General features: G+C 33.0%; 22 protein-coding genes and 3 pseudogenes. 20 read left to right on the top strand and 5 right to left on the bottom strand.

The window, feature by feature from the left end; genetic code table 11:
• Positions 1–12 precede the first annotated feature (12 nt).
• The gene (locus tag AAG068_RS14875) at positions 13–1,050 is read left to right on the top strand and encodes an SDR family oxidoreductase (RefSeq protein WP_342714831.1); all 1,038 of its coding nucleotides are present in this window, start codon (positions 13–15) and stop codon (positions 1,048–1,050) included.
• Positions 1,051–1,112: 62 nt separating this feature from the next.
• On the opposite strand, the pseudogene AAG068_RS29960 reads toward AAG068_RS14875, so the two are convergent.
• A pseudogene (locus AAG068_RS29960) lies at positions 1,113–1,252 on the bottom strand (DUF4240 domain-containing protein); the annotation flags it as partial.
• A gap of 174 nt (positions 1,253–1,426) precedes the next feature.
• Between AAG068_RS29960 and AAG068_RS14870 the strand changes: the two are divergent.
• Positions 1,427–1,867: an NUDIX hydrolase gene (locus AAG068_RS14870; protein ID WP_342719771.1), complete on the top strand. Its 441-nt coding sequence runs from the start codon at positions 1,427–1,429 to the stop codon at positions 1,865–1,867.
• 21 nt (positions 1,868–1,888) lie between these two features.
• Positions 1,889–2,535, top strand: a pseudogene (locus AAG068_RS14865) (alpha/beta hydrolase).
• Positions 2,536–2,582: 47 nt separating this feature from the next.
• Here AAG068_RS14865 and AAG068_RS14860 read toward each other — a convergent pair.
• Positions 2,583–4,526 carry a translation factor GTPase family protein gene (locus AAG068_RS14860; RefSeq protein WP_342714830.1) on the bottom strand — a complete coding sequence of 648 codons (1,944 nt, stop codon included), beginning with the start codon at positions 4,524–4,526 and terminating at the stop codon, positions 2,583–2,585.
• Positions 4,527–4,791: 265 nt separating this feature from the next.
• Between AAG068_RS14860 and AAG068_RS14855 the strand changes: the two genes are divergently transcribed.
• The 10 genes and pseudogenes from AAG068_RS14855 to AAG068_RS14810 all read left to right on the top strand — a co-directional run bounded on the left by AAG068_RS14855 (position 4,792) and on the right by AAG068_RS14810 (position 12,334).
• On the top strand, positions 4,792–5,220 hold the full coding sequence (locus AAG068_RS14855) for a MarR family winged helix-turn-helix transcriptional regulator (RefSeq protein WP_000204172.1): 429 nt from the start codon (positions 4,792–4,794) through the stop codon (positions 5,218–5,220).
• A gap of 18 nt (positions 5,221–5,238) precedes the next feature.
• Positions 5,239–5,877, top strand: coding sequence for a nitroreductase family protein (locus tag AAG068_RS14850; RefSeq protein WP_342714829.1), 639 nt, complete (start codon positions 5,239–5,241; stop codon positions 5,875–5,877).
• Positions 5,878–5,914: 37 nt separating this feature from the next.
• Positions 5,915–6,208, top strand: a complete 294-nt coding sequence (locus tag AAG068_RS14845) for a putative quinol monooxygenase (protein ID WP_342714828.1) — start codon at positions 5,915–5,917, stop codon at positions 6,206–6,208.
• An 86-nt stretch (positions 6,209–6,294) separates the two neighbouring features.
• Positions 6,295–6,770: pseudogene (locus AAG068_RS14840) on the top strand (signal peptidase II); the annotation flags it as partial.
• 411 nt (positions 6,771–7,181) lie between these two features.
• Entirely contained in the window at positions 7,182–7,688 is a 507-nt protein-coding gene (locus AAG068_RS14835; protein ID WP_342714827.1) for a DUF3902 family protein, read from the top strand.
• Between the two features lie 214 nt (positions 7,689–7,902).
• Entirely contained in the window at positions 7,903–9,069 is a 1,167-nt protein-coding gene (locus tag AAG068_RS14830; protein ID WP_342714826.1) for a serine hydrolase domain-containing protein, read from the top strand.
• Between the two features lie 736 nt (positions 9,070–9,805).
• On the top strand, positions 9,806–10,282 hold the full coding sequence (locus tag AAG068_RS14825; protein ID WP_342714825.1) for a YbaK/EbsC family protein: 477 nt from the start codon (positions 9,806–9,808) through the stop codon (positions 10,280–10,282).
• 22 nt (positions 10,283–10,304) lie between these two features.
• Entirely contained in the window at positions 10,305–11,066 is a 762-nt protein-coding gene (locus tag AAG068_RS14820) for a YqcI/YcgG family protein (RefSeq protein WP_342714824.1), read from the top strand.
• Complete coding sequence (locus AAG068_RS14815) at positions 11,059–11,697, top strand: LysE family translocator (RefSeq protein ID WP_137015075.1); 639 nt, start codon at positions 11,059–11,061, stop codon at positions 11,695–11,697. Before AAG068_RS14820 ends, AAG068_RS14815 begins: the two co-directional genes overlap by 8 nt.
• Positions 11,698–11,818: 121 nt before the next feature.
• Entirely contained in the window at positions 11,819–12,334 is a 516-nt protein-coding gene (locus AAG068_RS14810) for a hypothetical protein (protein ID WP_342719770.1), read from the top strand.
• 122 nt (positions 12,335–12,456) lie between these two features.
• On the opposite strand, the gene AAG068_RS14805 is transcribed toward AAG068_RS14810, so the two are convergent.
• The gene (locus AAG068_RS14805) at positions 12,457–13,836 is read right to left on the bottom strand and encodes a catalase (RefSeq protein ID WP_342714823.1); all 1,380 of its coding nucleotides are present in this window, start codon (positions 13,834–13,836) and stop codon (positions 12,457–12,459) included.
• Positions 13,837–14,098: 262 nt separating this feature from the next.
• Here AAG068_RS14805 and AAG068_RS14800 point away from each other — a divergent pair, with 262 nt between their 5' ends.
• From AAG068_RS14800 to AAG068_RS14775, 6 genes are all read left to right on the top strand, one after another.
• Positions 14,099–15,316 carry an aspartate aminotransferase family protein gene (locus tag AAG068_RS14800; protein WP_342714822.1) on the top strand — a complete coding sequence of 406 codons (1,218 nt, stop codon included), beginning with the start codon at positions 14,099–14,101 and terminating at the stop codon, positions 15,314–15,316.
• A gap of 448 nt (positions 15,317–15,764) precedes the next feature.
• Complete coding sequence (locus tag AAG068_RS14795; protein ID WP_342714821.1) at positions 15,765–16,787, top strand: hypothetical protein; 1,023 nt, start codon at positions 15,765–15,767, stop codon at positions 16,785–16,787.
• Between the two features lie 376 nt (positions 16,788–17,163).
• Positions 17,164–18,681, top strand: a complete 1,518-nt coding sequence (locus AAG068_RS14790; protein WP_342714820.1) for a glycosyltransferase family 2 protein — start codon at positions 17,164–17,166, stop codon at positions 18,679–18,681.
• Between the two features lie 52 nt (positions 18,682–18,733).
• On the top strand, positions 18,734–21,055 hold the full coding sequence (locus AAG068_RS14785; RefSeq protein ID WP_342719769.1) for a glycosyltransferase: 2,322 nt from the start codon (positions 18,734–18,736) through the stop codon (positions 21,053–21,055).
• A gap of 257 nt (positions 21,056–21,312) precedes the next feature.
• Entirely contained in the window at positions 21,313–21,513 is a 201-nt protein-coding gene (locus tag AAG068_RS14780; RefSeq protein WP_342714819.1) for a hypothetical protein, read from the top strand.
• Between the two features lie 110 nt (positions 21,514–21,623).
• Complete coding sequence (locus AAG068_RS14775) at positions 21,624–21,866, top strand: hypothetical protein (RefSeq protein ID WP_016118130.1); 243 nt, start codon at positions 21,624–21,626, stop codon at positions 21,864–21,866.
• Positions 21,867–22,009: 143 nt separating this feature from the next.
• On the opposite strand, the gene AAG068_RS14770 is transcribed toward AAG068_RS14775, so the two are convergent.
• Positions 22,010–23,497, bottom strand: coding sequence for a glycosyltransferase (locus AAG068_RS14770; protein WP_342714818.1), 1,488 nt, complete (start codon positions 23,495–23,497; stop codon positions 22,010–22,012).
• A gap of 87 nt (positions 23,498–23,584) precedes the next feature.
• Complete coding sequence (locus tag AAG068_RS14765) at positions 23,585–23,845, bottom strand: hypothetical protein (protein ID WP_098347453.1); 261 nt, start codon at positions 23,843–23,845, stop codon at positions 23,585–23,587.
• 403 nt (positions 23,846–24,248) lie between these two features.
• On the opposite strand from AAG068_RS14765, the gene AAG068_RS14760 reads away from it, so the two are divergent.
• Positions 24,249–25,706, top strand: a complete 1,458-nt coding sequence (locus AAG068_RS14760) for an MFS transporter (protein WP_001186940.1) — start codon at positions 24,249–24,251, stop codon at positions 25,704–25,706.
• Positions 25,707–25,753: the final 47 nt, after the last annotated feature.

Raw genomic sequence — 25,753 nt, 5'->3', positions numbered from 1 at the left:
TGGGGGAGAACTATGAAGGTTTTAATTCTAGGTGGTACGCGATTTTTAGGAAGAGCTTTTGTAGAAGAGGCATTAAAAAGAGGGAATGAAGTTACATTATTTAATCGTGGAACAAATAAAGAAATTTTTCCTGAAATAGAGCAGTTAATCGGTGACAGAAATGATGATGTTTCAAGTTTAGTAAATCGCAAATGGGACGCGGTAGTCGACACGTGTGGATTTTCTCCTCATCACATTAGAAATATCGGAGAAGTCTTACAGAATAATATAAAGCATTATATATTCATTTCAAGTCTTTCCGTATACAAAGATTGGATTCCACCTCATATAAAAGAAGATTATATATTACAACCCGAACCAACGGGTGATCAAATAAAGGCTGTGGAGAATGGTGAAGTTTCTCCTTATGAGTATTACGGTGCGCTGAAAGTATTGTGTGAAACAGAAGCAGAGAAGTATTGGCCGGGACGTGTTTTACACGTAAGAGCAGGACTCCTTTCAGGGGTGTTTGATTATACAGATCGACTTCCATACTGGATTGGGCGTGTAGCAAAGGGAGGAGAAGTGTTAGTTCCAGGAAGAAAAGACCGTCCAGTGCAGATAGTTGATATAAAAGACGTCGCAAACTGGGGACTAAACATGGCAGAAAATAATAAAGTAGGTACATTCAATGTTACAGGTCCGAATTATGAATTGACGATGGAAGAGCTATTAAATACGTGTAAAAAGGTTACGAATAGTGATGCTGCATTCGTTTGGGTAGATGAATCATTTATGAATGAACATAAAGTACGGCCTTGGACAGAGATGCCACTATGGCTTCCAGAAACTTTTTCATTAGAAGGTGAGACGAAGCCGTGGAAAGGTGGTTTTTCTATTAGTATTGAGAGTGCTGTGAAAGAAGGGCTTACTTTTAGGAAGTTAGAACATACAGTTACAGATGTGTATGAGTGGATGAAGAGAATGGACGAATGGGAATTAAAAGCAGGCATTTCAATTGAAAGAGAAAAGGAGCTGTTAAATAAATGGAATGAAACAAAGAGAGTGTAAATAAGAATTCTATGAAAACAGGACTCTGTCTATTGGTTAAACAGAGTCCTAATATTTATCTATCATTCAATCGGTTCTTCCCCATATACTTCCCATAACTTAGGAAACATCTTTTTTAACCTTCTTCGTCATCTTCATTCCAGTTAAACTCGATATCGTCGAATTTTTCATTAGATAAGACATGATAAAGTGTAAAGTAACTATATCAATGTAATGATAAAAAATAAAAATAATTATCGGAAAGTTCAAAACTCATTGAATGAAATAGAAAAATTTAGTAATCTTATTTGTACAGCACATACATAATGGTTTTATTGCGATTTTTAAATAAAGTATAGGGGCAATCGGTGTGGATTGAAAGTTTAAAGTCGAGGAAATATGTTTTAATTACCGCGTCGGAGCAATTTGTAAACATAATAATAACATACTCATTCTGCAAGGTGACGGTGAAGGTTTTTGGTACGTACCAAGCGGAAGAGTGAAAATGTTAGAAAATAGTGAAGATGCGTTAAAACGAGAACTTGCTGAAGAGTTAGCGGTTCCTATTGAGGTAAAGAGATTAATATGGTCAGTAGAAAATTTCTTTACACTTTCTGAACGAAAGTTTCATGAAATTAGTTTTTACTATGAAGTAGAGCTACATGAGTTACCTGCGAATGGAGCGGATCAATATATTTTGGAAGAAGAGGATAGAACGTATTTGTTTAGATGGGTGCCGGTAGAAGAACTGTATGCATATAACTTACAGCCTGCATTTTTAAAAGAGAAAGTAAAGGATATAACAGTCCATACAGAACATATTGTTTTACAAAAGTAAATATATTCGGAGGGGAAAAAGGTGAAGGGGACTAAAAAAGAGATACATATAAATGACAAAGTAATTCATTACACACATATCAAAAAAAGGGTTCCAGTATGGTTTGCTTTATGTTTTCAGGTTCTGGATATAATTACGATAAACCGCTATTTTATTATGCGACGATGCTTATGCTCCAAAATAAAATAGATGTAGTACATATTCATTATTCTTATGACGAACAAGTAATGAATAAACCAATAGAAGAACTAACGAAAGTAATGATGGATGATATTAATCCTGTAATGAATGAAGTATTAAAAGCTGAGCAATACAACGAGACTATGTTTTTAGGGAAGTCACTCGGAACCATTCCGATTGCAAATGATTTAATGAAGAGAGCAGAGTTTTTACATTCAAAAATGATACTACTTACACCTTTACTAACTTTTGATTCCATTTTTGATTCGATCCTACATAGTCATCATGAAGGACTTTTAGTAATTGGAGATAAAGATCACCAATACAATGCAGATCAAATCGATCAGTTACATAAAACGAATCTAACGATCGATGTTGTTAAAAATGCAAATCATTCTGTAAATGTTGGGGAATATGAGACAGAGAATTCAATTGAGGCGATAGCAAATATAATAGAAAAACTTAAAGAAGTTATTAGGACAAACTAATCTATCAATACATACAAAAAAGAGGTGCAATTTGCACCTCTTTTACTTTAATAAGCCTTCAACACATGAAGCAAATAATCCTTACGATGCAGCGGATTATAATCAACACGTTTTCGAGTAGGGAAGGGAGCCTTCAGTTCTTTGTAACCAGATGGCTTCGTTGTAAAAATGCCTTCTCCTTCAGTGAATGAATGGAGCATTCGCTTAAAATTCTCTGTTTTCGCAACAGGTAATGATCCTGTTAAATGGTAGGAGTCATTATTGAATATAGGCTCACTAAAAGTTGCTGGAATAGCAGCTAGTTTATACATTGCAGTACTAATTGCATGCTCTGGGACAGTTAATTCGAATTCGTTTACTGGTTCATATACACATGTCTCAGCTTGCTTTAAAGCATCCATTAGTACAAGTGGTGTTAAGTTTCTAAAATCACTGGCTGTTGTAACAGGGCTTGCATAACCTGTATGGGTTAACGTGACGATAATGTCCGTAACTTCCCATCCACATAATCCTTGTTTTAACGTTTGAAATACAGTATCTTCAATCGCTTTATGAAATGCTAATGGAAGTGATCCAAGTTCAACGCCTAACTTATATGTTAGGCCAGAATTCAGTTCACCACGTTCGATTTTAAAGCCAATTGTTGCGTAAAATGGATTCGTTTTTTCACCCATGACTTCAATGGTATTTCCTGCGCCAATTGGCTTCTCAATACATACAACCCGCGTATTTGAGAAAGTAACCTGCAAATTATATTTCTCAAAAAGTGTTGTTTCAATTACTTCTTTTTGTACTTCACCGAAAAGGCGAATATATAGTTCATTATGAACATCATCTTTCCACACTTTAATGAGCGGATCTTCTTCGCATAGTTCCATAAGAGCAGCGTATAAATCATGAATTTGCTCTTTTGGTAATGCTTCAATAGCAGCTTCTATTTGTGGTTCGGCAAAGTGAATATCTTTTATATAATCAGTCCGTTCACCGATAATATCCCCAATTTTAATATCATTCAGTCCCCACACTTTGCAAAATTCTCCGCTAGGAACGATAGGAGATTGAACAACATCTCCATTATGAAACATGCATATTTTCTTAATCTTTTCTTTATGCGCCAGAACGTCCCCGCGCTGTATATCAACATATTTTCTAACATGTAAACGACCAGAAAAAACTCTTACATATGCAATCTTTTCACCAGAAGGTTCACGTTCAATTTTAAACACAACACCGGATAATGTTTCATTTTCAGCAGGTTTATTAGCTGGAAATAATGATGAAATATTTTCGAGCAGTTCAGTTACTCCCATACCTGTCATAGCTGAACCGAAAAAGATTGGGAACACATTTGCTTGCGCTATTTGTTTAATGAGCTCATTTCTTAATAATGTGTTCGGTACGATTTCATCATTTACATATGACGCAAGTAACGATTCATTATAAGGTGCTAACAGTTCCATACAATCGTCATATGATTTGTATACAATAATATGGGCATCTTTCGTTCCTTCGTTTCGAGCAGAGTAGAAGGGGGACGTTTCATTTGAAAGAATCTTTTTTATTTGCTTTACAACTTTTTCAGTATTTGCGCCACTACGATCAATTTTATTAACGAATAAAATAGTCGGGATGTTTAGTTTCTGCAATGTTCGCATTAAAATTTTTGTTTGTGCTTGCACACCTTCAACAGCAGGAATAACCAAAATTGCACCGTCTAAAACACGGAATGATCGCTCCACTTCAGCGATAAAATCAGCGTGTCCAGGTGTATCAATGACATTTACTTTTAAGTCGTTGATATAGAAAGAAACGACAGAAGCTTTAATCGTAATTCCGCGTTGTTTCTCTAATGCCATTGAGTCAGTTTGCGTATTACCACTATCAACTCGGCCAATTTCTTTAATCACATTCGTTTCATAAAGAATTCGCTCAGTCAAACTCGTCTTGCCAGCGTCTACGTGCGCGACAATCCCTATATTTATTGTTTTCATATGTGAATATCCTCATTTCATTTCCCATTTTTAATTCCTCATTTCTATTTGTGCATTGCCGCATTACAATCACTCCCTAGTCATTTAAATTAGTACTATTATAGAGCAATTAACATTTTTTGTAACGCGACAAAGCGCCTTAATTTGGAAAAAATAAATTGAAAACAAAATGCTTGCATTCTAAATCGATATAGATTATATTAATTGACATATCAACTATTGATGCATCAAATGTTTTTTATTTTGTATGTAAAGGAGGGATAGTTTGACAAGTTCATGCTCAAAAGAAGCGATCATTTTATATAAATTACACTTTCTAAATAAAGAAGTAAGTTCGAAGTTTGAAGGGTGTACGGGTATGAGCCAGTCTCGATTAGAGCTTATACTTCAGTTATATGAAGTAGGTGAAATTAGTCAAAAAGCACTTCAACAAGAAGTGAATATTGATAATGCTGCGATAACGAGGCATTTAAAACAGCTTGAGGCAAATGAAATGATAGTAAGACGTAAAAATCCAGACGATAACAGAATTACGTTAGTTTCTCTTACTGAAGAGGGACGAAATAAAATTCAGGCGTTTCAAGAGGAAAAAGAACGTTTTGCAGCTTCAGCATTTAAAGGATTAAGTGAGGAAGAACGCGATAATCTTTTAAATATGTTAAATCACATTCAAGAAAATATAAAAGAATTATAAAAAAGGGAGAATACAACTATGACTAACTCAGTAAAAACAAATGATTTTAACGAAATTTTAACAGGACGTCGTTCAATTCGTAAATACGACACATCAGTGAAAATTAGTAAAGAAGAAATGACAGAAATTCTTACAGAAGCAACACTTGCACCATCATCTGTAAACATGCAACCATGGAGATTTTTAGTAATTGAAAGCGACGAAGCGAAAGCAACACTTGCGCCACTGGCGAAATTCAACCAATCTCAAGTAGAAACATCTTCAGCGATGATCGCTTTATTTGGTGATTTAAACAACTTTGATAACGCAGAAGAAATTTACGGTACAGCTGTAGAGCGCGGTTTAATGCCAGCAGAAGTAAAAGAAGATCAAATGAAAAAACTTTCAGCTTACTTTTCAATGGTTACACCAGAAGTCATGAAAGATACAGTACTAATTGACGGTGGCCTTGTAGCAATGCAATTTATGCTAGCAGCTCGTGCTCACGGTTATGACACTTGCCCAATTGGCGGATTTGAAAAAGACCAAATCGCAGAAGCTTTCGGATTAGATAAAGAACGTCACGTACCAGTTATGTTAATCTCAATCGGAAAAGCTGCTGACAGTGGTTACCAATCAGTTCGTCTTCCAATTGAAAAAGTTGCTGAGTGGAAGTAATTTCAAAGAAAAAGTGGAATATGAGAGGGGAAACACCATGATTATTATTCACGCAATATTTCAAGTAGATCCAGTAAAACAACAATCATTTTTTGAAGAAATTCGTCCGCTCATTCATAGTTCAAGAGAAGAAAGTGGAAATATTTCGTATGACCTTTATAAAGATACAGAAAATGAAAATGTATATACGATGGTAGAAGTATGGAAAGATGAAGCAGCAGTTGCGAGTCATAATACGAGTGAACACTTCACATCTTTCGTTAGCAAAGCAAAACAGTTTTTAACTGCTCCACTTGATATAAAAGTTTATAATGGAGAGTTAGTAAAATAATATAGTGAAAAAGATGACTTTAGCGTGTTGCTGGGGTCATCTTTTTTGTATAAGTGGAATCTATTCTCGACATAGCTATGTTGGAACATAGAAAAATTCCACTTTTTGTACGAAAAAATTCATGGGGAGACATATTCTCTGTTTTTTCAAATGCATGGATTAGTGTAGTTTTTTATGTAATTATTGCATTAGTTATTCTATATGCTTTTTATAAATTAATGAGGAAAAAGGTAACGAAATCAGAAATAGAACAGGATAAACAATCGATAACAAAAGAAAGTACGGATAGAACCGAAAAGAACAAGAAAGTGATGCATCAGTTTGAACAGCTATTACCTAAAGATAAGATAATATAAGAAAAACGTTAGAGGAATGGGAAAGAACTTTACCATTTCACGAACAGAGAAGGCCTTATGAAACGATGCAACAATGGTTAAGTAGAATTTGTAGAAAGAGAGATATTATTCCGATATATGAGTCTGTTCGTTATGGTGAAAAGACGTATACGGAGTTAGATGTAGAGAAGACTGTACGATGGATAGAGCGGGACGGGAAAGGGTGACATTAATATAAGTAAATAAAATTAACTGTAAATTAATTTTATTTACTTATATTTAATTACGTGGTAATGTATACTTACTTTTTTATATCGATACCAATGGAAAAAGGTTGCCTTAGTAGAGTATGGCTCGTTACATTTTTTGTGAGGCTATCTTCACTTCGTCAATATAGAATGAAAAAGAGATGAAATAATTACGAGTAGTATGTAAATAAAAAATTATTATTTATCCCGCTTTAATGGGCAGTAAGACCCCCACCTCAAAACTCAGCGAAAGCAAAGAAGTTAGGTGGGGGTCGGGCTGCCCATAAAAGCCCGATTGGTGAGGGCTAATAATCAGTGAGGGATGAAGAAACTCACCACTGATTAAAGTTTCACTTTATGTTTAAATTTTTGTAAGGGTGTGAAAATAGAATGAAACCGGTATTGAAAAACATACTCCTTTCCTTTATTTTTTCTGCAGCAGGGATGTGTTGGTTTCTGTTTATGGTAGTTAGAGGAGGCGGAGACTGGTTATTGTCTTGGGTAGGTGTATTAATGGCATTTTTATCTTTATACGCGTTAATAGATTTATATTGTAAGTATACATACGATAAAAAATTAAGTATATTGTTTATTAAAGCAACGGTTACTACTTTTAGTTTTGCAGTATTGGGAATCACCTTTGGTATTGTACACGAGCTTTTACAGCCATGGAGTCTCAGTTTAATGGTTTGGTATTGGTTGTTAGTGTTACTTTTGTTTGTAACGACCATAATATTATTAGTTTTTGTATTATTTGTTAATCGTAAAAATCATAATATTCCTGGGAGATATAGAATACTTATACTGCTTAATCTATTTCTTACGTTAGCACCAGTGCTGTGGCCATTACTTCTTACTATTATCGGAAATGGCATGAACGCTAGTGCAGGATGGTAAAAGTGAATATAGGGTTTTAAGTATGTAAGAGAACGTGTTTTCATAAATTGAAAACACGTTCTCTTTTATTTTCATACATTACTTTTTTCATCTGGTTGTTAAATTTTGAAAGTAAGTATTTCGTAAGGAATGGATAAGAAAAAAGAGAGTTTTATCATATAGGATGAAAGTATAGCTTGAATCAATACGATATGAATAGGGGAGAGAAAGCCTTATGAAAAAACGTAATTCAATGAAATTAGCAAGTTTGGCAATTTTATTGGCGGGTACTACTCTAATCACACCAGGTTTTACTGTGAAAGCGGAGTCTACTCAAAATATCTCTAATTTGTCAAAAGCGCATGATCAAAAGAATCGAAATGGTTGGAAGCGAGTAATGCAGGAAACAGTACAGCTTGGTGCTCCAGGGATATTAGCTAAGGCGTATAATAACGGAAAAACGAGTAGTTATACTGCTGGCGTAGCAGATTTAAGTACAAAGAAACCGGTGAAATCAGATTATCGCTTTCGAATTGGTAGTGTGACAAAAACTTTTACTGCCACGACTGTTCTGCAATTAGTTGGAGAAAATCGCGTACAACTTGACGATTCAATTGAAAAGTGGCTACCGGGCCTTATTCAAGGAAATGGGTATGATGGTAATCAAATTACGATACGCCAACTTTTGAATCATACGAGTGGTATAGCTGAATATTTAAAGTCAAAAGATGCTGACATAATAAATTCGAAAAAAACGTATACAGCAGAAGAAATAGTGAAAATAGGACTTGCGCTGCCTCCGGATTTTTCGCCAGGTAAAGGCTGGTCGTATTCAAACACAGGATACGTAATACTAGGAATGCTTATTGAAAAAATAACTGGTAATAGTTATGCGGAAGAAATCGAAAAGCGAATTATTGAACCTTTGGACTTGTCAAATACGTTTTTACCAGGTAATTCACCTGTCATCCCAGGAAAGAATCATGCTCGTGGGTATGTGAAAACCGAAGGAACGAGCGAGTTGAAAGACATTACGTATTATAATCCGAGTTTAGCTAATTCAGCTGGAGACATGATATCTAATGCGGACGATTTAAATAAATTCTTTTCATCTTTACTCAGTGGTAAGTTATTGAAGGAACGAGAGCTAAAAGAAATGCTTACTACAGTTCCTGTAGAAGGAAAAGCGGTTGGTGATGGGTATGGTCTTGGAATCTATGAGACTAAACTTCCGAATGGTGTTTCAGTTTGGGGTCACGGAGGAGGAATTCCCGGATTTACAACTTTTGCTGGCGGAGTAATTGGTGGTAAACATACATTGGCTGTCAGTATTAACTCTTTAGATGAGGTCGATATTGTTTCGCAGTTTAATAAAATGATGCAAATTGAATTTAAGAAATAATAGATGAAAAGAGTTCTACTATAGAGGTATATAAGGACTTGTATGTGATTTGATTGTTATTAAAATATAGTCTTAAAAACCCCCGAATCATGAGCAATTTACTTCCCATGATTCGGGGGTTTTATGTGCTGTTACAAGAAAAGTAATGATGTATTTAAATTTTTTTATTTTACTATAAATCTATTGTATTTATTTGATATTTCTTATTTATAGTGACTTTTACATTTTTAAAATATTGGAACATACAAAGGTAAGTAGTTCTAGATTTTGGAGTTAATAATAAGTAAATTGTGATTTTTGTTGAAAAATATTCGAATGTATTTCCTTAATTTACATAATAAGGTACTTTTATCGTATGAATTAATATCTTAAAGCGTATTAATGTTGACGCATTTCCGAAGGATAAAACAAAACATTTTTGGAAGATGAAAAATAGAACACATATACAAGTCCTTTTTCAAAAGAAACAATATGTATGAATTAATAACAAATAGAATTAGGTATACAAAAATAGATAATTATGATTTGTGTCTAAATGATTGACTATTATGAAATTAATGATTAATATAGGTTTTATATTTTAATTACATTTATATTACAAATATGTATTTTATTTCAAATTAAATTGTGTCTTAAACTATAATTGAATATATTGTGAAAAAGAATAGAGAGCGGGAACAGCAATAGAAAAGGCTATCTTTTCAAATTGTGTAATGAAATCAAAGGGAGGATAAATATGTATAAACAAGTAGTAGAACTGTTAGAAGAAGCGGCTATATCGTATAAACAATATACACATGAACCAATATTAGATTATGAAACAGATAGAAAAATTAGAGAAAGGTTTAAATTAGAAGGTGTACCCAGTAAAAGTTTATTTTTAAAAGATAAATCAAATAACTATTACATATTTGTAACTGTTGAAGGAGAAAAATTAGATTCAAAACTTATGAAAGAGTTGGTTGGAAAAAGGATTTCTATTTGTTCAGCCGAGGAGTTAATAGAAAAAACTTCTTGTGTTCCAGGATGTGTATCTCCATTTGGCTATCCAGATGAAATCACACTTATTATAGATCGAAAAATTTATAACTATAATAAATTTTTGTTATCTCCTGGTATACCTGAGATAACAATTGAAATACCTATAAAAAGTATAAATAAAATTTTAAATATTGTTGAGAATAATATTTTACTATATGAGAAAAAAATATAAATATATTAGGGGGATTTTAGTAATGCCAACTACAAAAATGTATTTATACGATCAAAAGAGAATAATTGAAGAACAAAATAAAGGGATTTTAGATGAGTGGAAAACTGTATCTTTCAATAATTTTCACGATAGCATTTTAGATCAATCTAAACCATTTCCGTGTTATTTTGCAGTGGATTCTGAGAAACATGGTTGGTCTAGATATATATTTTCTGAATCGGCTTATGATGAAAATGAATTGTTCAAACTAAGAGATGGGATTTATGAATATATTAAAACATATCAACAAATTGCAAAGAGAACTACTTTAGTAATATTTTTTAAACCATCTAATAAACAATTACTGGCTGAAGAATACAAAAAACAATTTTGGAATGTATTACAATTTTTAATGAGAAATGATCCGGAGCCATGGAATGCAGAAATACCAATAGATCCTTATAACGCTAAATGGGAATTTTGTTTTGGTGGTGAACCTATATTTGTTGTTTGTAGGGCTCCAATATATTCTGAGAGAAAAAGTAGATATACAGGAATCGGCCTTGAAATTACGTTACAACCTCGAGGTACTCTGGATGATATTACAGGTGATACAAAACAAGGGAAACAAGTGCGGAAAGTGATTAGAAAACGTTTGTTAGAATATGATGATATTCCAATGCATCCAGATATAGGGGATTACGGAATAAAAGAAACCTTTGAATGGAAACAATATATGTTACCAGAAACAAATGAAGAAAGTGTAATGAGATGTCCTATTACGGGGTTGAAGAAAAATGATTAGCATGATATTCAGTTATATATTATTAGGGATTTCATTGTCTGCACCAGTCGGTCCGATTAATGTTGCTCAAATAAATAAAGGAATAAAAAATGGTTTTTTGAGTGCATGGTTAGTAGGAGTCGGGGCAATGTCAGCAGATGTTGTAATGATGTTTTTAATTTACTTTGGTATTTCGACTTATTTAACAACTCCAGTTGCTCAACTTTGCATTTGGATTTTTGGTTTTGTAACGATGATTTATTTGGGCTATGAAAGTATGAAAGAAGCTACTAAACAAGTTCAATATATTTCATCAGGTGAAAAAGAACATCCTTTAAAATCTTTTCTATCGGGGTTTGCTATCGCAATTTCTAATCCATTAAATATTATTTTTTGGATAGGGATATATGGATCAGTTCTAACTAGTGCTATGAATACTATTGGAAAAGAACAAGCTTTATGGTATAGTGCAGCCATTTTTGCTGGGATTATGATTTGGGATATATTTATGGCTACATCTATTCATTTTGGTAGAAGATTTATTAATCATACAGTAATGAAATGGATTTCCATAGTAGCAGGCATTGTTTTAATTCTGTTTGGAATATATTTTGGCTACGAGGCAGTAAAAGGAACTGCTCAACTATTGTGAACTTTTTGATGATTAGAGAGAATAGTGATTTATTAGAAATTTATTCATCGCGAATCTTTTGGTTTTTGGATGTGTTAATCGATGGGGATAGGTTAATTCCTTATAGTAAAAGACTTATAGAATCATTCTTTTAAGTGTATTTATATTATGTGTATCTATTCAACAAGTGGTACATTCTCAAACAGATGCACCAGAGCTATCTTCTGATTGTCTTGAAAAAAGGAAAATTCGAGATGACAAGCATGTGAAGAATATAATAAGTGATATTAAATCCACATTTAATTTAAATATTGATGAACATAGTTTTTTGGAAGTTAGTAAAAGAAATTTGGAGGCTGCTCATTTGATGTATGGTGGAAGGGAAAATGATTCTTATTATAATTCGCTAACTAAAATTTATGATAGTGGTGGATTTAGTGAGCAGCCTAGCTTATTTGTGAGTGCGCAAGAAGCATTTTTACTTTATAAAGAAAAAGATAATATCAATGTAATGAAGCGCCTAAAACTAGACAGTGAAAAAGGGGAATGGATCGTTATAGAAACAAAAAAGAAGAAAGGGAAAAAAGTGAAATTCAAGCCGTTGCAATGTGAAAAAGATTATTTGAAAAAGAGAAATGAGTACCATAATGTAAAATGAAATAACGAAAATCTTACAGGAGAATCTATCTTTAATAATTTATAAACGAGACAATAGATTTTATTAGTAATTTTTCTATAAAAAACGTCATTTTAAACATTAAAATGACGTTTTTTATATGCTTAAATCTTTTGCAACGCACTCTCAATCTTTGCAGCTAAATCAGCAGACACTTTATGAAAATACCCTAAAACGACCTTTCTAATATCATCGGAGATAACTTTCATATCACTAGCTAAGTTTTTAGCAAGATGCTCTTTTTCTATCGGTTTTAACTTCGCATAAAATTCACTAGGCTGCGTAAAGTCATCCTGTTTCGTTATAGAGGTTCTTTCGAGTTTACCTTCAACATATCTTCCATCACTACTTGTTATTTGCTTAGCAGGTGTCCAATTTTGCTGTTGGTTAATCGTTAATTTGCGGAACTCAGGTCCAATTCTTCTTCTTTGAGAATCACTATAAATGTTAGCCCGCCCTTGCAACATTTTATCATCTGATAGTTCTGCGCCGTCTAGTAAATTAGAAGGGGAGAAGGCGACTTTTTCTACTTGCTCCATATAATTTTCAGGATTTTTGTTTAATACCATTTTGCCGACTGGTATAAGAGGATATACCTTTTCATCCCATACTTTTGTATCATCTAAAGGGTCATAAGAAAGATGTTCTTCATCTTTTGGGTCCATGAGCTGGACGTATAATCCGTATTCCACTGGTTTACCATTTGCGATTGCATCATATAAATCTTTCCCGCTATAATCAGGGTTTTCAGCAGCCAGTTTAATTGCTTCCTCACTAGTAATGAATTGTACACCTTCAAATGGGTACCAATGATACTTTACATATTTTCGGTTACCTTCTGCATTTCTCCAAACATATGTATTAACACTATGTCCCGGAATGTGGCGAAGACTTTTGGCCGTACCAGCATCAGAATATAAATGAATAACGAAATGAATGGATTCAGGTGCTTTAGCGACAAAGCTCCAAAAACTACTAGGGTCTATTAAGTTATTTTTAGGTGAAGGTAATAACGCGTGAATTGTTTCTGGGAAGCGCATCGGATCACGAACGGAAAAGACAGGGATGTGGTTACATAAAAGGTCGAAAATGCCTTCCTTTGTATAAAACTTTGTAGAAAAACCGCGTACATTTCTAGAAGTATCAGGTGTGCCTTTCGTACTAACAGCTAATGAAAATCGTACCATAACGGGAACTGTCTCATTAGACTGTTGTAAAAAATTTAGTTTCGTATGTTCAGACATTGGATAAATCGTTTGAAAATAACCGAACGCACCAAATCCTTTTACATGAACAGGTCTTTCTAAAATTTTTTCGTGAATAAATTCTTGTAACGTCTCGTGAAGTACACTATCTTGCTCTAGAACAGGTCCACGTGAACCAACTGTTTGTGAGTGAAGTGTAGCTTGTTCATTACGTTCTCTATCTTCATTAAAGTCATTCCCTAGTAAAGATTGCCCCTGCTTATCATAGTTTTCATTCATCGATATAGCCTCCAAATCTTTTTTATCCATTGTTACTAAATATGATTTTATAATCTTGATTATGTATGACATGCAAAGTAGTAACAGACCGCTAGATGAAAAAAATGCACATGTAGTGGACCTGTTGAAATAGAAGAAATTATGGAAAAATGAATATCGTGAAGAAAATTACTATTAAAATTTTAATCTAAAAAATGAATTTATAGAGAATAAACATAAATAAACATAAATAAACAGGGAAAATAACTAGGAGGAATTTAACATGTCGGATTGGTTTCAATTAGATAAGGAATATATGATGTCTACGTATTGTCGTACGAAGGTTGCGATAGAAAGAGGAGAAGGGTGCAAGCTTTATGATGTGGATGGTAAAGAGTATGTAGACTTATTTTCTGGTGTCGGAGTGAACGTATTAGGGTATAATCATCCGAAAATTGTACAAACGACAATGGAACAAGTTACAAAATCGTTGCATCTGCCGTTTCATTTTTTAAATCCAGTTGCGATTGAATATGCAAAGAAATTAGTGGATTGCTCATTAAAAAATGGAAAGGTCTTTTTTACAAACTCTGGTACGGAAGCGACAGAAACAACGTTGAAATTAATTGATAAATATAGAGCTAATACGAATGAAGAACGTGAAGGAATCGTAGTGATGAAGAATAGTTTCCATGGGCGTACATTAGGAGCACTTCATTTTACGAGACAAGAAAGTGTATATCAAAATTTCCCTAAAACATCGATTCCTGTATATGAAGTAGAGCGCGAGAATATAGAGCAATTAGAAGAAACAATTGTTAAAGAAAATCCAATTGCAATTATGTTAGAACCTGTATTAGGCAGCGGGGGTATTTATCCTTTATCGCGTGAATATTTACATGGTGTTCAACACTTATGTGAGAAATACAATGTACTACTTATTGTTGATGAAGTACAAAGTGGTATGGGGAGAACGGGGAAACTATTTGCTTATCAAAATTTCAATATTACACCAGATATTATTCAAATTGGTAAAGGAGCAGGAGGCGGGATCCCGCTTGGAGGAATTATTGTAGGTGAAAAGTTATGCGATGTATTTGCACCAGGAGATCACGGCACAACGTTTGCTCATTCATCTATGGGAACAGCTTTAGGGTTAACGGTATTAAACACATTGATTGAAGATGGTTTAATGCAAGAAGCGTATGAAACGTCACTATATTTAAATGATAAGTTGCAAGAAATCCAGAAAGAAAATTCTTATTATATTCAGGAAGTACGTCATGCTGGTATGATGTTTGGAATTAGTTTGAATGATACGAATGAAAATGTGAAGAAATTACAGGTAGAGCTAATGGAGAAAGGAATGTTAGTTGACGTTACACAAGGGAACATCATTCGTTTACTCCCTCCGTATATAATTACGAAAGAAGAAATTGATGCATTTATTACTCAATTTATTTCTTGTATGGATAAAGTTGCTGCTGTAGTAAGTGCTTAAAAGTTAAAAGCTAAATATTATATAAAATGCACTCTAATTGTTAAAAATAACTTTGCAATTGGGGTGCATTTTTTATAGTTGAATTTTATCCCGCTTTAACGGGCAGTAAGACCCCCACCTCAAAATTCAGCGAAAGCAAAGAATTTAGGTAGGGGATCAACTGCCCATAAAAGTCCGATTGGTTCAACTAATAATCAGTGGGGGATGAAGAAACCCCCCACTGATTAAAGTTTCACTTTATAAAATACAGTTGTTATTAAATAATAATAGCAAGAATTGGAATGGATTTTATTAGATTTGATACATGATTGAATGATATTTTACTGTTGAAGAAAAAAGAAAGTAAATATAAAGATAGTAGATAAACGATTGGTACTAACAACTAATGATAGAACGTTTTAAAAATAATAGCATACGAATATATAAATAATAAGAATGAGGTGATAGATTGGAAAATAATGATATTCAATTTACTTCTTTACAAATGAGAACGGATAAATATGGGTGGGCCGGTATTCAATATACAAATAAAAAGCAGGCTATCTTATATACTCGAAGCGGAGGAGTAGAATGGGATGTTGTCAATCCTCTTAATTCAATTGTATTATTTGTATATCCAATAAATGCTCGAAGCTCTTGGGCATATGGTTTAACAAAAACGAATGACGATTTATTGCCAGCTATATTTTATACAGTTAATAGAGGGGAAAGATGGAGTGAGTTTATTTTACCGGTTGAAGAAGATTGGGAGAAATCGACTGATGTTCAAGTACAATTGCATGCTACGAATATAGATAGTATATGGATTGTATTATCTAGAAAGCTTGCATCAAATAAATTTGAACATAATTTATACTATTTGAAAACGAAAGGGAAAGCTTGGAAAGTAATAAAAAATATAAGTATTAGTGATAGTATTTCAGGGATAACATTTATAAACGATCTAATTGGATTTATTTCATTACAAAAACAATATGAAATATCAACGGTATTTAAAACAATAAATGGTGGGGAAAGTTGGCATCCTATAAAAGATATTCCAAGTCTTGAAGGAATTAATAATGGGACTACTATGGCTTATAAAGCAATCTATAAAAATAACTTATTAGTAATACCAACTAAAATGAAGGATAATGTATTTTTAATGAATTACTCATTTGATAAGGGGAATTCGTGGCATATTTCAAATAAAACAATAAATACGAGTAAAGTGGCTGTTTCGTTTTTTAGTTCCTATTATGGCTGGGTTATAAATAGTGAAAATGGAAGTGTGTATCAAATAATAAAAAAAGGAGCAAAATGGATCAAAGTATCAAGCAATCCATTGTTAAAAAATGTATTTTGTTTGCATTTTTTTAATCGGCGTAAAGGTTGGGCGTGTAATAAAAAAGAAATATTTACTACAAAAGATCGCGGTATAACATGGAAAAAGGTAGTATATAAAATTAATAATATTGATAAATTTATTTAAAAGAGTCCTAAAGAAATTAGGGCTTTTTTGTGTTTTTTATGGTGAGAGTTGTAACAAACAATGGTAAGAGAAAGGAGGTAAGTGCAGAACTTATATTTTCAAAAATAGACGGTTGTTTTTACACAGTATAATTCACTTTTGAATATGTTAATAAAGTAGCAAATTCATAGGAAATGGTAATACTTAATATTTTATCCCGCTTTAATGGGCAGTAAGACCCCCACCTCAAAATGCAGCGAAAGCAAAGAAGTTAGGTGGGGGTCGGGCTGCCCATAAAAGTCCGATTGGTGAGGGCTAATAATCAGTGGGGGATGAAGAAAACCCCCACTGATTAAAGTTTCACTTTATGTCACATGATGTGTAAAGGGGGCGTGTAATGAAATCGTTAACGGTTATTATTTTGTATAGTGAAAGAGAGCAAATATTAGAAGAGTCAATTCAATCTATATGGAAGTTAAATCCTCTTGAAATTATAATTTTCGTTCCTAACGATAGAAGTAATTTGTATGAAATAGCAAAGAAGCATAAATGTCATATTGTTGTGATGGATAAATATAGTACGCATGATGATGGGTACGAAGCTTCTATAAAGGCAGCAAAAGGAGATGTATTGTTATTTATAGATAGTAATTTTTCATTATCTTCAAATGAAATGAAGAATTTTATTGAGCCAGTCGTTACAAATCAGGCTGATGTAGTATTAAATAAAATAGATAAATTTATAGAAGTTGGTAAATGTCCAAATATGGATATTGTTTGGAGAAAAATGTTAAATGAAATTTTAAGTCGACCAGATTTAAAAAGTAATTCAATACTTTCATTACCATATGCACTTACGAAAGAAGTAGTGGTAAATATCGGCTTTGATTATATGAAAAATATCGTTCTAGCTCATATGAACATAGTGAATCAAGGCTGGCGGATTAACGATCAATATGCAATAAAAACGTTATCTAGAGATGAGACGTTACAAGAAGAAGGGTATTTAGTTAAAAAAGAATTGTTAGAAAATGAAAAAGAGAAAGTGAAAAAATATTTAATCGGTATTTCTAAATGGATAGAGAAAAAGGGAAGAAGAGTAGGGTTTACTGATGCAGGAAAAAGAAGAGATATTATTCAAAGATTAGGTGAAAGCAAGCAGTATCCTTCGTATCATCGAGGCTGGGGAATGCATTCTTCAATTTATAACGGGAAGCAACTTTCTGTCATTATACCAGTGCAAAATGAAGAAGAGACTATAGAACAAGTAGTACTTGAGGCAAGAAAAATAGAACCGCTAGAAATAATTGTCGTTGTAAATGGTTCGACAGATCAAACGGCTAATATTACTAAAAGACTTGGTGCTACTATTATTGAATATAACGAACGACTTGGTCATAATGTTGGACGTGCTATTGGAGCGCTTGAAGCTACAGGAGATATTCTTTTATTTATTGATGGTGATTTTAGCGTTTCAGGAAGTAATTTGCATCACTTTACAAAAGCAGTTTCAGCTGGTGTAGACATAGCATTAAATGATTTGAATCCGATGTTACATCCTCCGTTTTATGTTGTAGACGTCGTAAAATATATGCTTAATTTAGCATATAATCGTCCAGAATTAAGTAATGGCTCATTAGTAGCAATTCCACATGCTATGAGTAGATCATGCTTAGATGCAATAGGGTGGGAAAGTTTACTATGCCCTAGTCTTGCACAAGTAAAAGCTATATTACAAGGGTATAGAGTAGAATGTGTACATTACGTTGATGTTGTAAAACCGAATAGAATTCGTTTAATGGAGAATGTAAGTCACAATGGACATCCTCCGGCAGTATTAAGAATAATTGGTGATCACGTTGAAGCTCTCTCTTACTTAATAGAACATCTTGAAATAGATGGAAAGGGTGATTAAACTGTTAGACCAGTACAAAAAAATTAACATTTCATATGAAGAATTATGGCAAATGGATTTTCAAACTACAGAACCATTTATACTCAAGGTTGATTGGGATAAAGTAACGTATGAATTTTTAATTCGTATTAAGCCTAATGCTTCTAACACTATTGTTTTTGGATCCGGAGCAGGTGGATTTCAAGAACAGCCAATTGGTCCGCCTATTTTTCATCGACATTCATGGATGGATGAATTTGAAGATACTGTTATATATTATAATGATCCTACATTATATCTTGGAAAATTATCTTTAGGTTGGGGACAGGGGGAGTTAGATAGATTTTACTTGCAAGATATAGCAAATATTTTAGAAATAGTATTTGCAAAGTTAAAAATTGATTCGGAAAATGTGTTGTTTTATGGTAGTTCCGGGGGAGGGTTTATGTCTTTAATTTTAGCTGGATTCGTTAAGGGCTCCACAGCTTTAATTAATAATCCTCAAACAAATTTATTAAAATGGATACCTGTACCAATAAATCTAGTTTTCGATTTGTCTTATCCAGGTTTATCAAGAGAAGAAGTTGAGGAGAAATTTGGCGAAAGAATTAATGTTGTGAAATTTTTTAATCACATTAAATATGTACCAAATATTTATTTTTTGCAAAATTTCGCATGTGAATTTGATGTGCAAAATCATTTACTACCATTCATTTCTGAATTAGAACAATTGGATAAGGATACGGAAGTAAATGAAATTGTAATAGATTTATATTTCGATAAGAAAGCAGGGCATGCAGCTGTAGGTAAGAGTGAAACAATTGAATATATAAAAAAAGTAAAGCCTAATCAGACTGTAAAAGAAAAACAAAAAGAAGTGGGGCTGTCAGTCGTTATAGTTTTAGGAGAAGAAAAATCGAAATTGAATCAAATTTTAAACAAATTGCAGCATATAAAACCACTAGAAATTATTATTGTAGCTGATGATAGAATGAGTGTGATACAAACTTTACCCACATTTGTTGAAAGTAATGTTGTTGTGATTGAAGAAAAAAATAAATGGAAAGCACCAGTTCATGGGGCAAAAATCGCCAATGGAGATGTAGTCTTATTTTTAGATGGGGAAGATGTCATTTTTTCGGTAGAATTAGAGCGATTTATAGAACCGATACTGAAAAAGGAACAGGATGTAATTTTGAATAACATAGACTCCGTATGTTTTGAAAAGATGAGAGTAGAATGGCCAAGTATTGCTATGGTGTATAGAAAAATAGTGAACGATGTTTTGGGGTGTATGGATTTAAAATATGATTCGATGTTATCTATGCCATATGCCATTACAAAAAAAGCAATTGAAGACATTGGATATGACACTTTGCAAAACCCGGTTCTATCTCAAATAACTCTTATTGAGAAAGGGTGGCGACTACAATCCTCGTCAGCTATCACTAACACCTCCTTGAATAATATACCCGCAAACAAAACCTCTTTCTATAAAAATGAATTAACTAAATTAGAAGTATGTGAGATTAAAGAGAATATAAAAGCTTTGGAGAGTTGGTTACAACGAAAAGATGATAGAGGAGACTATACAGATGGAGGAAGAAAAAGAGACATTATAGAGCAACTAAAAAAACAAAAGAATTATTCGCATTTCCATAAAGGGTGGGGGATGAATTCATCAATTTATAATGGAAAACAGTTATCAATTGTTATACCGGCACAAAATGAAGAAGGGACGATTAAAGAAGTTATTCTTGAAGCGAGAAAAGTTGAACCGAAAGAAATAATTGTTGTCATTAACGGATCAACAGATCAGACAGAAGTAATCGCTAAGCAATCAGGGGCAACCGTAATTGTTTATGAAGAAACATTAGGGCATGATGTAGGACGGGCAATTGGTGCACAAGAAGCCACAGGGGATATACTTCTCTTTATTGATGCTGATTTTGCTATTCCAGCAAAAGATCTTCATCCGTTAACGCAAGCTGTTGCGGATGGTGTTGATATGGTTTTAAACGATTTAAATTTAAATCTTAGATTTCCTCTATATATTGTAAATTTATATAAATATATGTTGAATATTGCTTGTAACCGTAAAGATTTAGGGGTAGGATCTACAATTGCTGTTCCCCATGCTATTAGTAGAAAATGTTTAGAGGGAATCGGGTGGGACACTCTTCACACAGCGTGTGTTGCGCAAGTAAAGGCAATATTAGAAGGGTATAAAGTCGAATGTGTCCATTTTGTAGATGTAATGAAACCAAATCGTATTCGTCCAAATGAGCACTTTGCAACAGTAGGACATCCACCAGCTGTATTGAGAATTACCGGCGATCATGTAGAAGGGCTTTCTTATTTACTGAAGAATAGGGATTTTAAAGATTTATTTTAATTTGGAAGCTACTTTACTAATAAGGGTGAAATAGCAACGGATAGAGTGTAAGTTGAATATTGGAATGAAAACAAAATTTTAAAAAAGTTACTCTTTTGGTTCAGGTGTAAGTGAAAACTTCTTCAAATACATGAAGAGGTTTTTACTTTTTTTATTTCACTTTATTTTAAGTATATAAGGTGAAGAGTAAATAAAGAAGTAACGATATTTTTATTTCTGTATAAATTAATATTAGGTACAAGAAAGGAGGGAATGCCTTGTCTTGCATCAATAAAAATTGTTTTAATATTTGTTTAGAAACTAAAGTTAATCCAAATGGTGGCGCAGAAATATTCGTAAGGTGCAATGATGAATGCTCATCTAATTTTAATGTAATACCATTTATCGCATGTATTTCTATTTCAGTAAAAGATGACTTGAGTTTCTTAGTTGATTTAGATAGTTTAATCAAACGTTAATTGCCGATTAAACGAATAGTAAAATAACATCTAATTTATAAAATTTAGTACGAGAGTCGTGTCCGAATTTAATTAACTGCATATATTGTTAAAGGAAAGGAGGGAGAGTTATGGCATGTACTACGAATAATGTTTGTTTAGATGTGTGTCTTAAAATTACAATTACCCCTGGTAGTGGAATTGATGCAGTAGTCGATTGTGGAGGCACATGTGGGACAAGTCCTACTATTGTAATTAGTCCTAGTGGATCAATTGTTATTACTTTACCATTAGTTGCATGTTTCTCAATTGCACTAAATGATGATTTAAGTGTTGACTCTTCATTAACAAGCCTCTCTTTTCAAACTTCTTAAGAAAGATATAGAAATGAAAAGCCTGCCTGCTACTTTTCTTTTGAGTTGATGTGAAAATAAAAAAGATGGTTACAACCCATCTTTTTTATTCTGTAATATATTAAAAATGAGATAATATATTATTTAGTAGGCAGGATGTATAATTAAAAGTAATCTTTTTGTTCAATCAGGTAAGAAATTGCTTCTATATGATCACCAATGATTTGTTGTGTTGCTAATGAAAGGGAACCTTCCTCAGAGAAGTGTTTTTCAGGTCGAACACGATTCAATTTATCAACGTCGACAGAATGGACATTTTGTACATGAAAGCCTGCTACAATTGTTTTAACTTGACTTAAGGTTGGTGAAAGAAGTGAATCAAACCCTATCGTATAAATGCATTTTCGACTAAAAGCATGAGGGACAGCAATTGTGGATCCCATACCTAAATCTTTCCGATTACATGCTAAGTTGATAGCATATTTACATGCGGTGACGATAGAATACGGTAGACGATACATATAGTAATACTCTAGTTTATTTAAAGCTAAGTCCGTGCCATTTTGAATAGATTGTACAAATGGTAATAAATCATGACTAGAAATTAAGAAATCTCCATCTACAAATAATAGTATTTCACCTTTTGCAAAAAAGGCACCAACAGCACGTCCCGTATCATTTCCAAGTGCTTCTTCGTAACTTATAACTGTTGCACCGCAACCCTTCGCCAATTCCTCTGTTTTATCTGTTGATCCATTAACAATAACAATAATTTCAAAAGGTTTTAATTTTTGTACCTCACAAATGACAGATTCTATCGTATTTTCTTCATTTTGAACAGGGATGATAACTGATAATTGTTTATCTCCATAAGTATTCGAATAAAACTCTTTACCTGTAATTATTTTTGGAATGGATTTTTGTTCCCCGTTTTGAAGCCCTAAAATAATATCCCGCTTTCGATTATTATCGGTATAGTTTCCTCTTGGATCTTGCATTTTACTTATCCAATTTGCAATGGCTTCAAGATGATAATGAATGAATTGAGTTGAAGGAAAAGAGGGAACTTGAGGGATAGAAATGTTGAATTGATCACAAATCCGAAATTTATGTTCAATAATTTTCATTTGGGCCAATATTGGATTTGATAAACTATCTGGAGTAATTACGTCAAGCGCTTCTTTTGTCATTGCGTAGGGAGGAAATAATAAGGAGTTAATATTTAAATCTGGGCGATGAAAAAAATGATTCGTAACTTGTTGCCAAATCATTGCTATATTTGGCTGTTGTTTTTGATAAAAAAAATCGTCTAAATTATTTAATACGACGTCAGCAGATCCATTTCGTAATGGTTGAAGAAATTGTATAAGTAAGGAGGGGGGAACCATGTAATTTTCATCTAAAAATAAGAGATACTGTCCCTTTGCTTTTTTTGCACCAATTACATAAAGATTAGTAGATTCTATCGGTTCTTCTAGTGTAATAATTTCACAATTGTAGGAATCTGCACTCCAAATTGAATCCTGGGTATATCCGTTAATAGTAAGGATAATTTCTAAAGGCTGTAGTTGTTCACATGCTTCCAAAATTCCAGGTAAATTTTTTATTTTATGTTGTATGGGGATAATAATAGAAATTGAATTTTTACACATAAGCAGTCTCCTTTTTAATCAGAGGTAGTTGTTAATAAGATTAGATAAAATAGGAGATATATTTTCTTTTTGGTATAAGCATAACAATCATTTGTTTTTATCAGATTCACAATTTTCATTACTTGAATTAGAGTTTTTATTGATTCCAGAAGCGAGTAAATTATTGAGAACGCCAAGGTCTAATTGTAGAGGGATGGAGTTTTCGGATGGAGCTTCCTCATTTTCTTTTTTTGTAGTTAATATAGTCTTTATATTTTTAATTTCTTTATATTGTTTTAAGGTAATGAAAAATACAGAAATAATTAAGAGAAAAGAAACAGTGGTAAGTAAAATTATTATTTCCAACATAAAAGAGCCTCCTTTAAAACTATAATAATATTATAGTTAAATGTAATAAAACAGAATGCGAGCTAATGAGTTCACTTATTAAATATATGCAAATCTTAAGTAAAAGTTACTGATTTCTAGGTTAGAGGAAGCAATTATAGAAACGTTATACATATAAAAAAATGAAAGGTTCATTTGTAGTGTAAAGGTATATATTATATAGCCTTAACTTCATTTTATGAAAAGTTAAATAGGGTGTAAATTTATACAAAAAGAGCATTTAATTGGACAAATAATTAATTATATGAAATAATAATAACAGAAAAGGAGACGTTGCTTTTCCTTAAGTGCTTCGAATTAATTTTATTCAATAAGAGAAGGTGTGCTTAAAGAAGTTAAATTAAAAAAGGAGCTGTTTTATTATATGCAACAAAATAATGATTTAAATTTTGAACCTCAAGACGTTAATATTGTCAATCCTAAACAAGCCAGGAAAGCAGTTGTTGCTACTGGTATAGGGAATGCAATGGAGTGGTTTGACTTCGGATTATACGCGTATTTAGCGGTTATCTTAAGTCAATTATTCTTCTCAGGTGTTGATAATAGTGGATTGCAACTTGTACTTACATTCGGTACATTTGCAGCAGCCTTTCTCGTTCGACCAATCGGAGGTGTATTCTTTGGTAGAATAGGAGATAAGTACGGCCGAAAAATCGTGTTAAGTACTACTATTATTTTAATGGCACTTTCTACATTATTCATCGCATTACTACCAACCTATGAACAAATTGGTGTATGGGCACCAATACTACTTTTAGTTGCCCGAATGATTCAAGGCTTCTCTACAGGTGGCGAATATTCAGGTGCAATGGTTTATATCGCAGAATCTTCTCCAGATAAAAAGCGTGGTATACTCGGTAGTGGTCTTGAAATTGGAACACTCTCAGGTTACATTGCTGCATCGGTAATTGTTACCATTTTGACGTTATTGTTAACAGATGAACAAATGCTCAGCTGGGGCTGGCGTATTCCTTTCTTAATAGCTGCACCAATTGGCTTGGTCGGTTTATATTTACGCCGTCATTTAGATGAATCTCCAATCTTTGAAGAGATGGAAAAAGCACAAGAGGAATCTGAAGACAATGAACAATTTTCATTTATGGATATTATTAAATATCACAAAAAAGACTTCTTATTAAGCACAGTAATTGTCGCCTTCTTTAATATTACAAATTATATGATTCTTTCGTATATTCCTTCTTATCTAACTCAAGTACTTAAAGTCAAAGAAACAACTGGCTTATTAATTATTTCTATTACGATGGCACTTATGATTCCACTAGCACTATATTTCGGTAAATTAAGTGATAAAATTGGTAATAAACGCGTCGTGCAAATTGGTTTACTTGGTTTAACTGTATTTGCAATTCCAGCATTTTTACTAATAGGTAACGGACATATTGCAGCTATATTTGCAGGTATTTTCGTATTAGGTTTCTTCCTAAGTGTATATGAAGGAACATTACCTTCCTTATTACCATCACTATTTTTCACCGATGTACGTTATCGAGCACTTTCGATCTCATTTAATATTTCTGTATCGATATTCGGTGGAACAACACCGCTCGTATGTTCATACTTAGTTCATGCGACTGGTAACCCGCTTGCACCAGCATTTTATTTAGCAGGTGTAAGTATTATTGGATTAGTCGTATTTAGTGTTTTATTCGTTACAACTTCAGGACGTGCGCTAAAAGGCTCATATCCTACAGTAGAAACGAAAAAAGAAGCACATCAAATTGCTAAAGAAGACCCTGAAGAAACACTTTGGTGGCATGAAGAGTCATTAGAGATTGAGGCAGGGAAGAATGCTTCAATTTAAAAAGTAACGTAGAAGTATAAAAAGACTCCTATGAAAATAGGAGTCTT

Source organism: Bacillus paramycoides (genome assembly GCF_038971285.1).
GTDB lineage: Bacteria > Bacillota > Bacilli > Bacillales > Bacillaceae_G > Bacillus_A.
The sequence above is the reverse complement of the archived record's forward strand: the minus strand, read 5'-3'. Positions and strand labels throughout refer to the sequence as shown.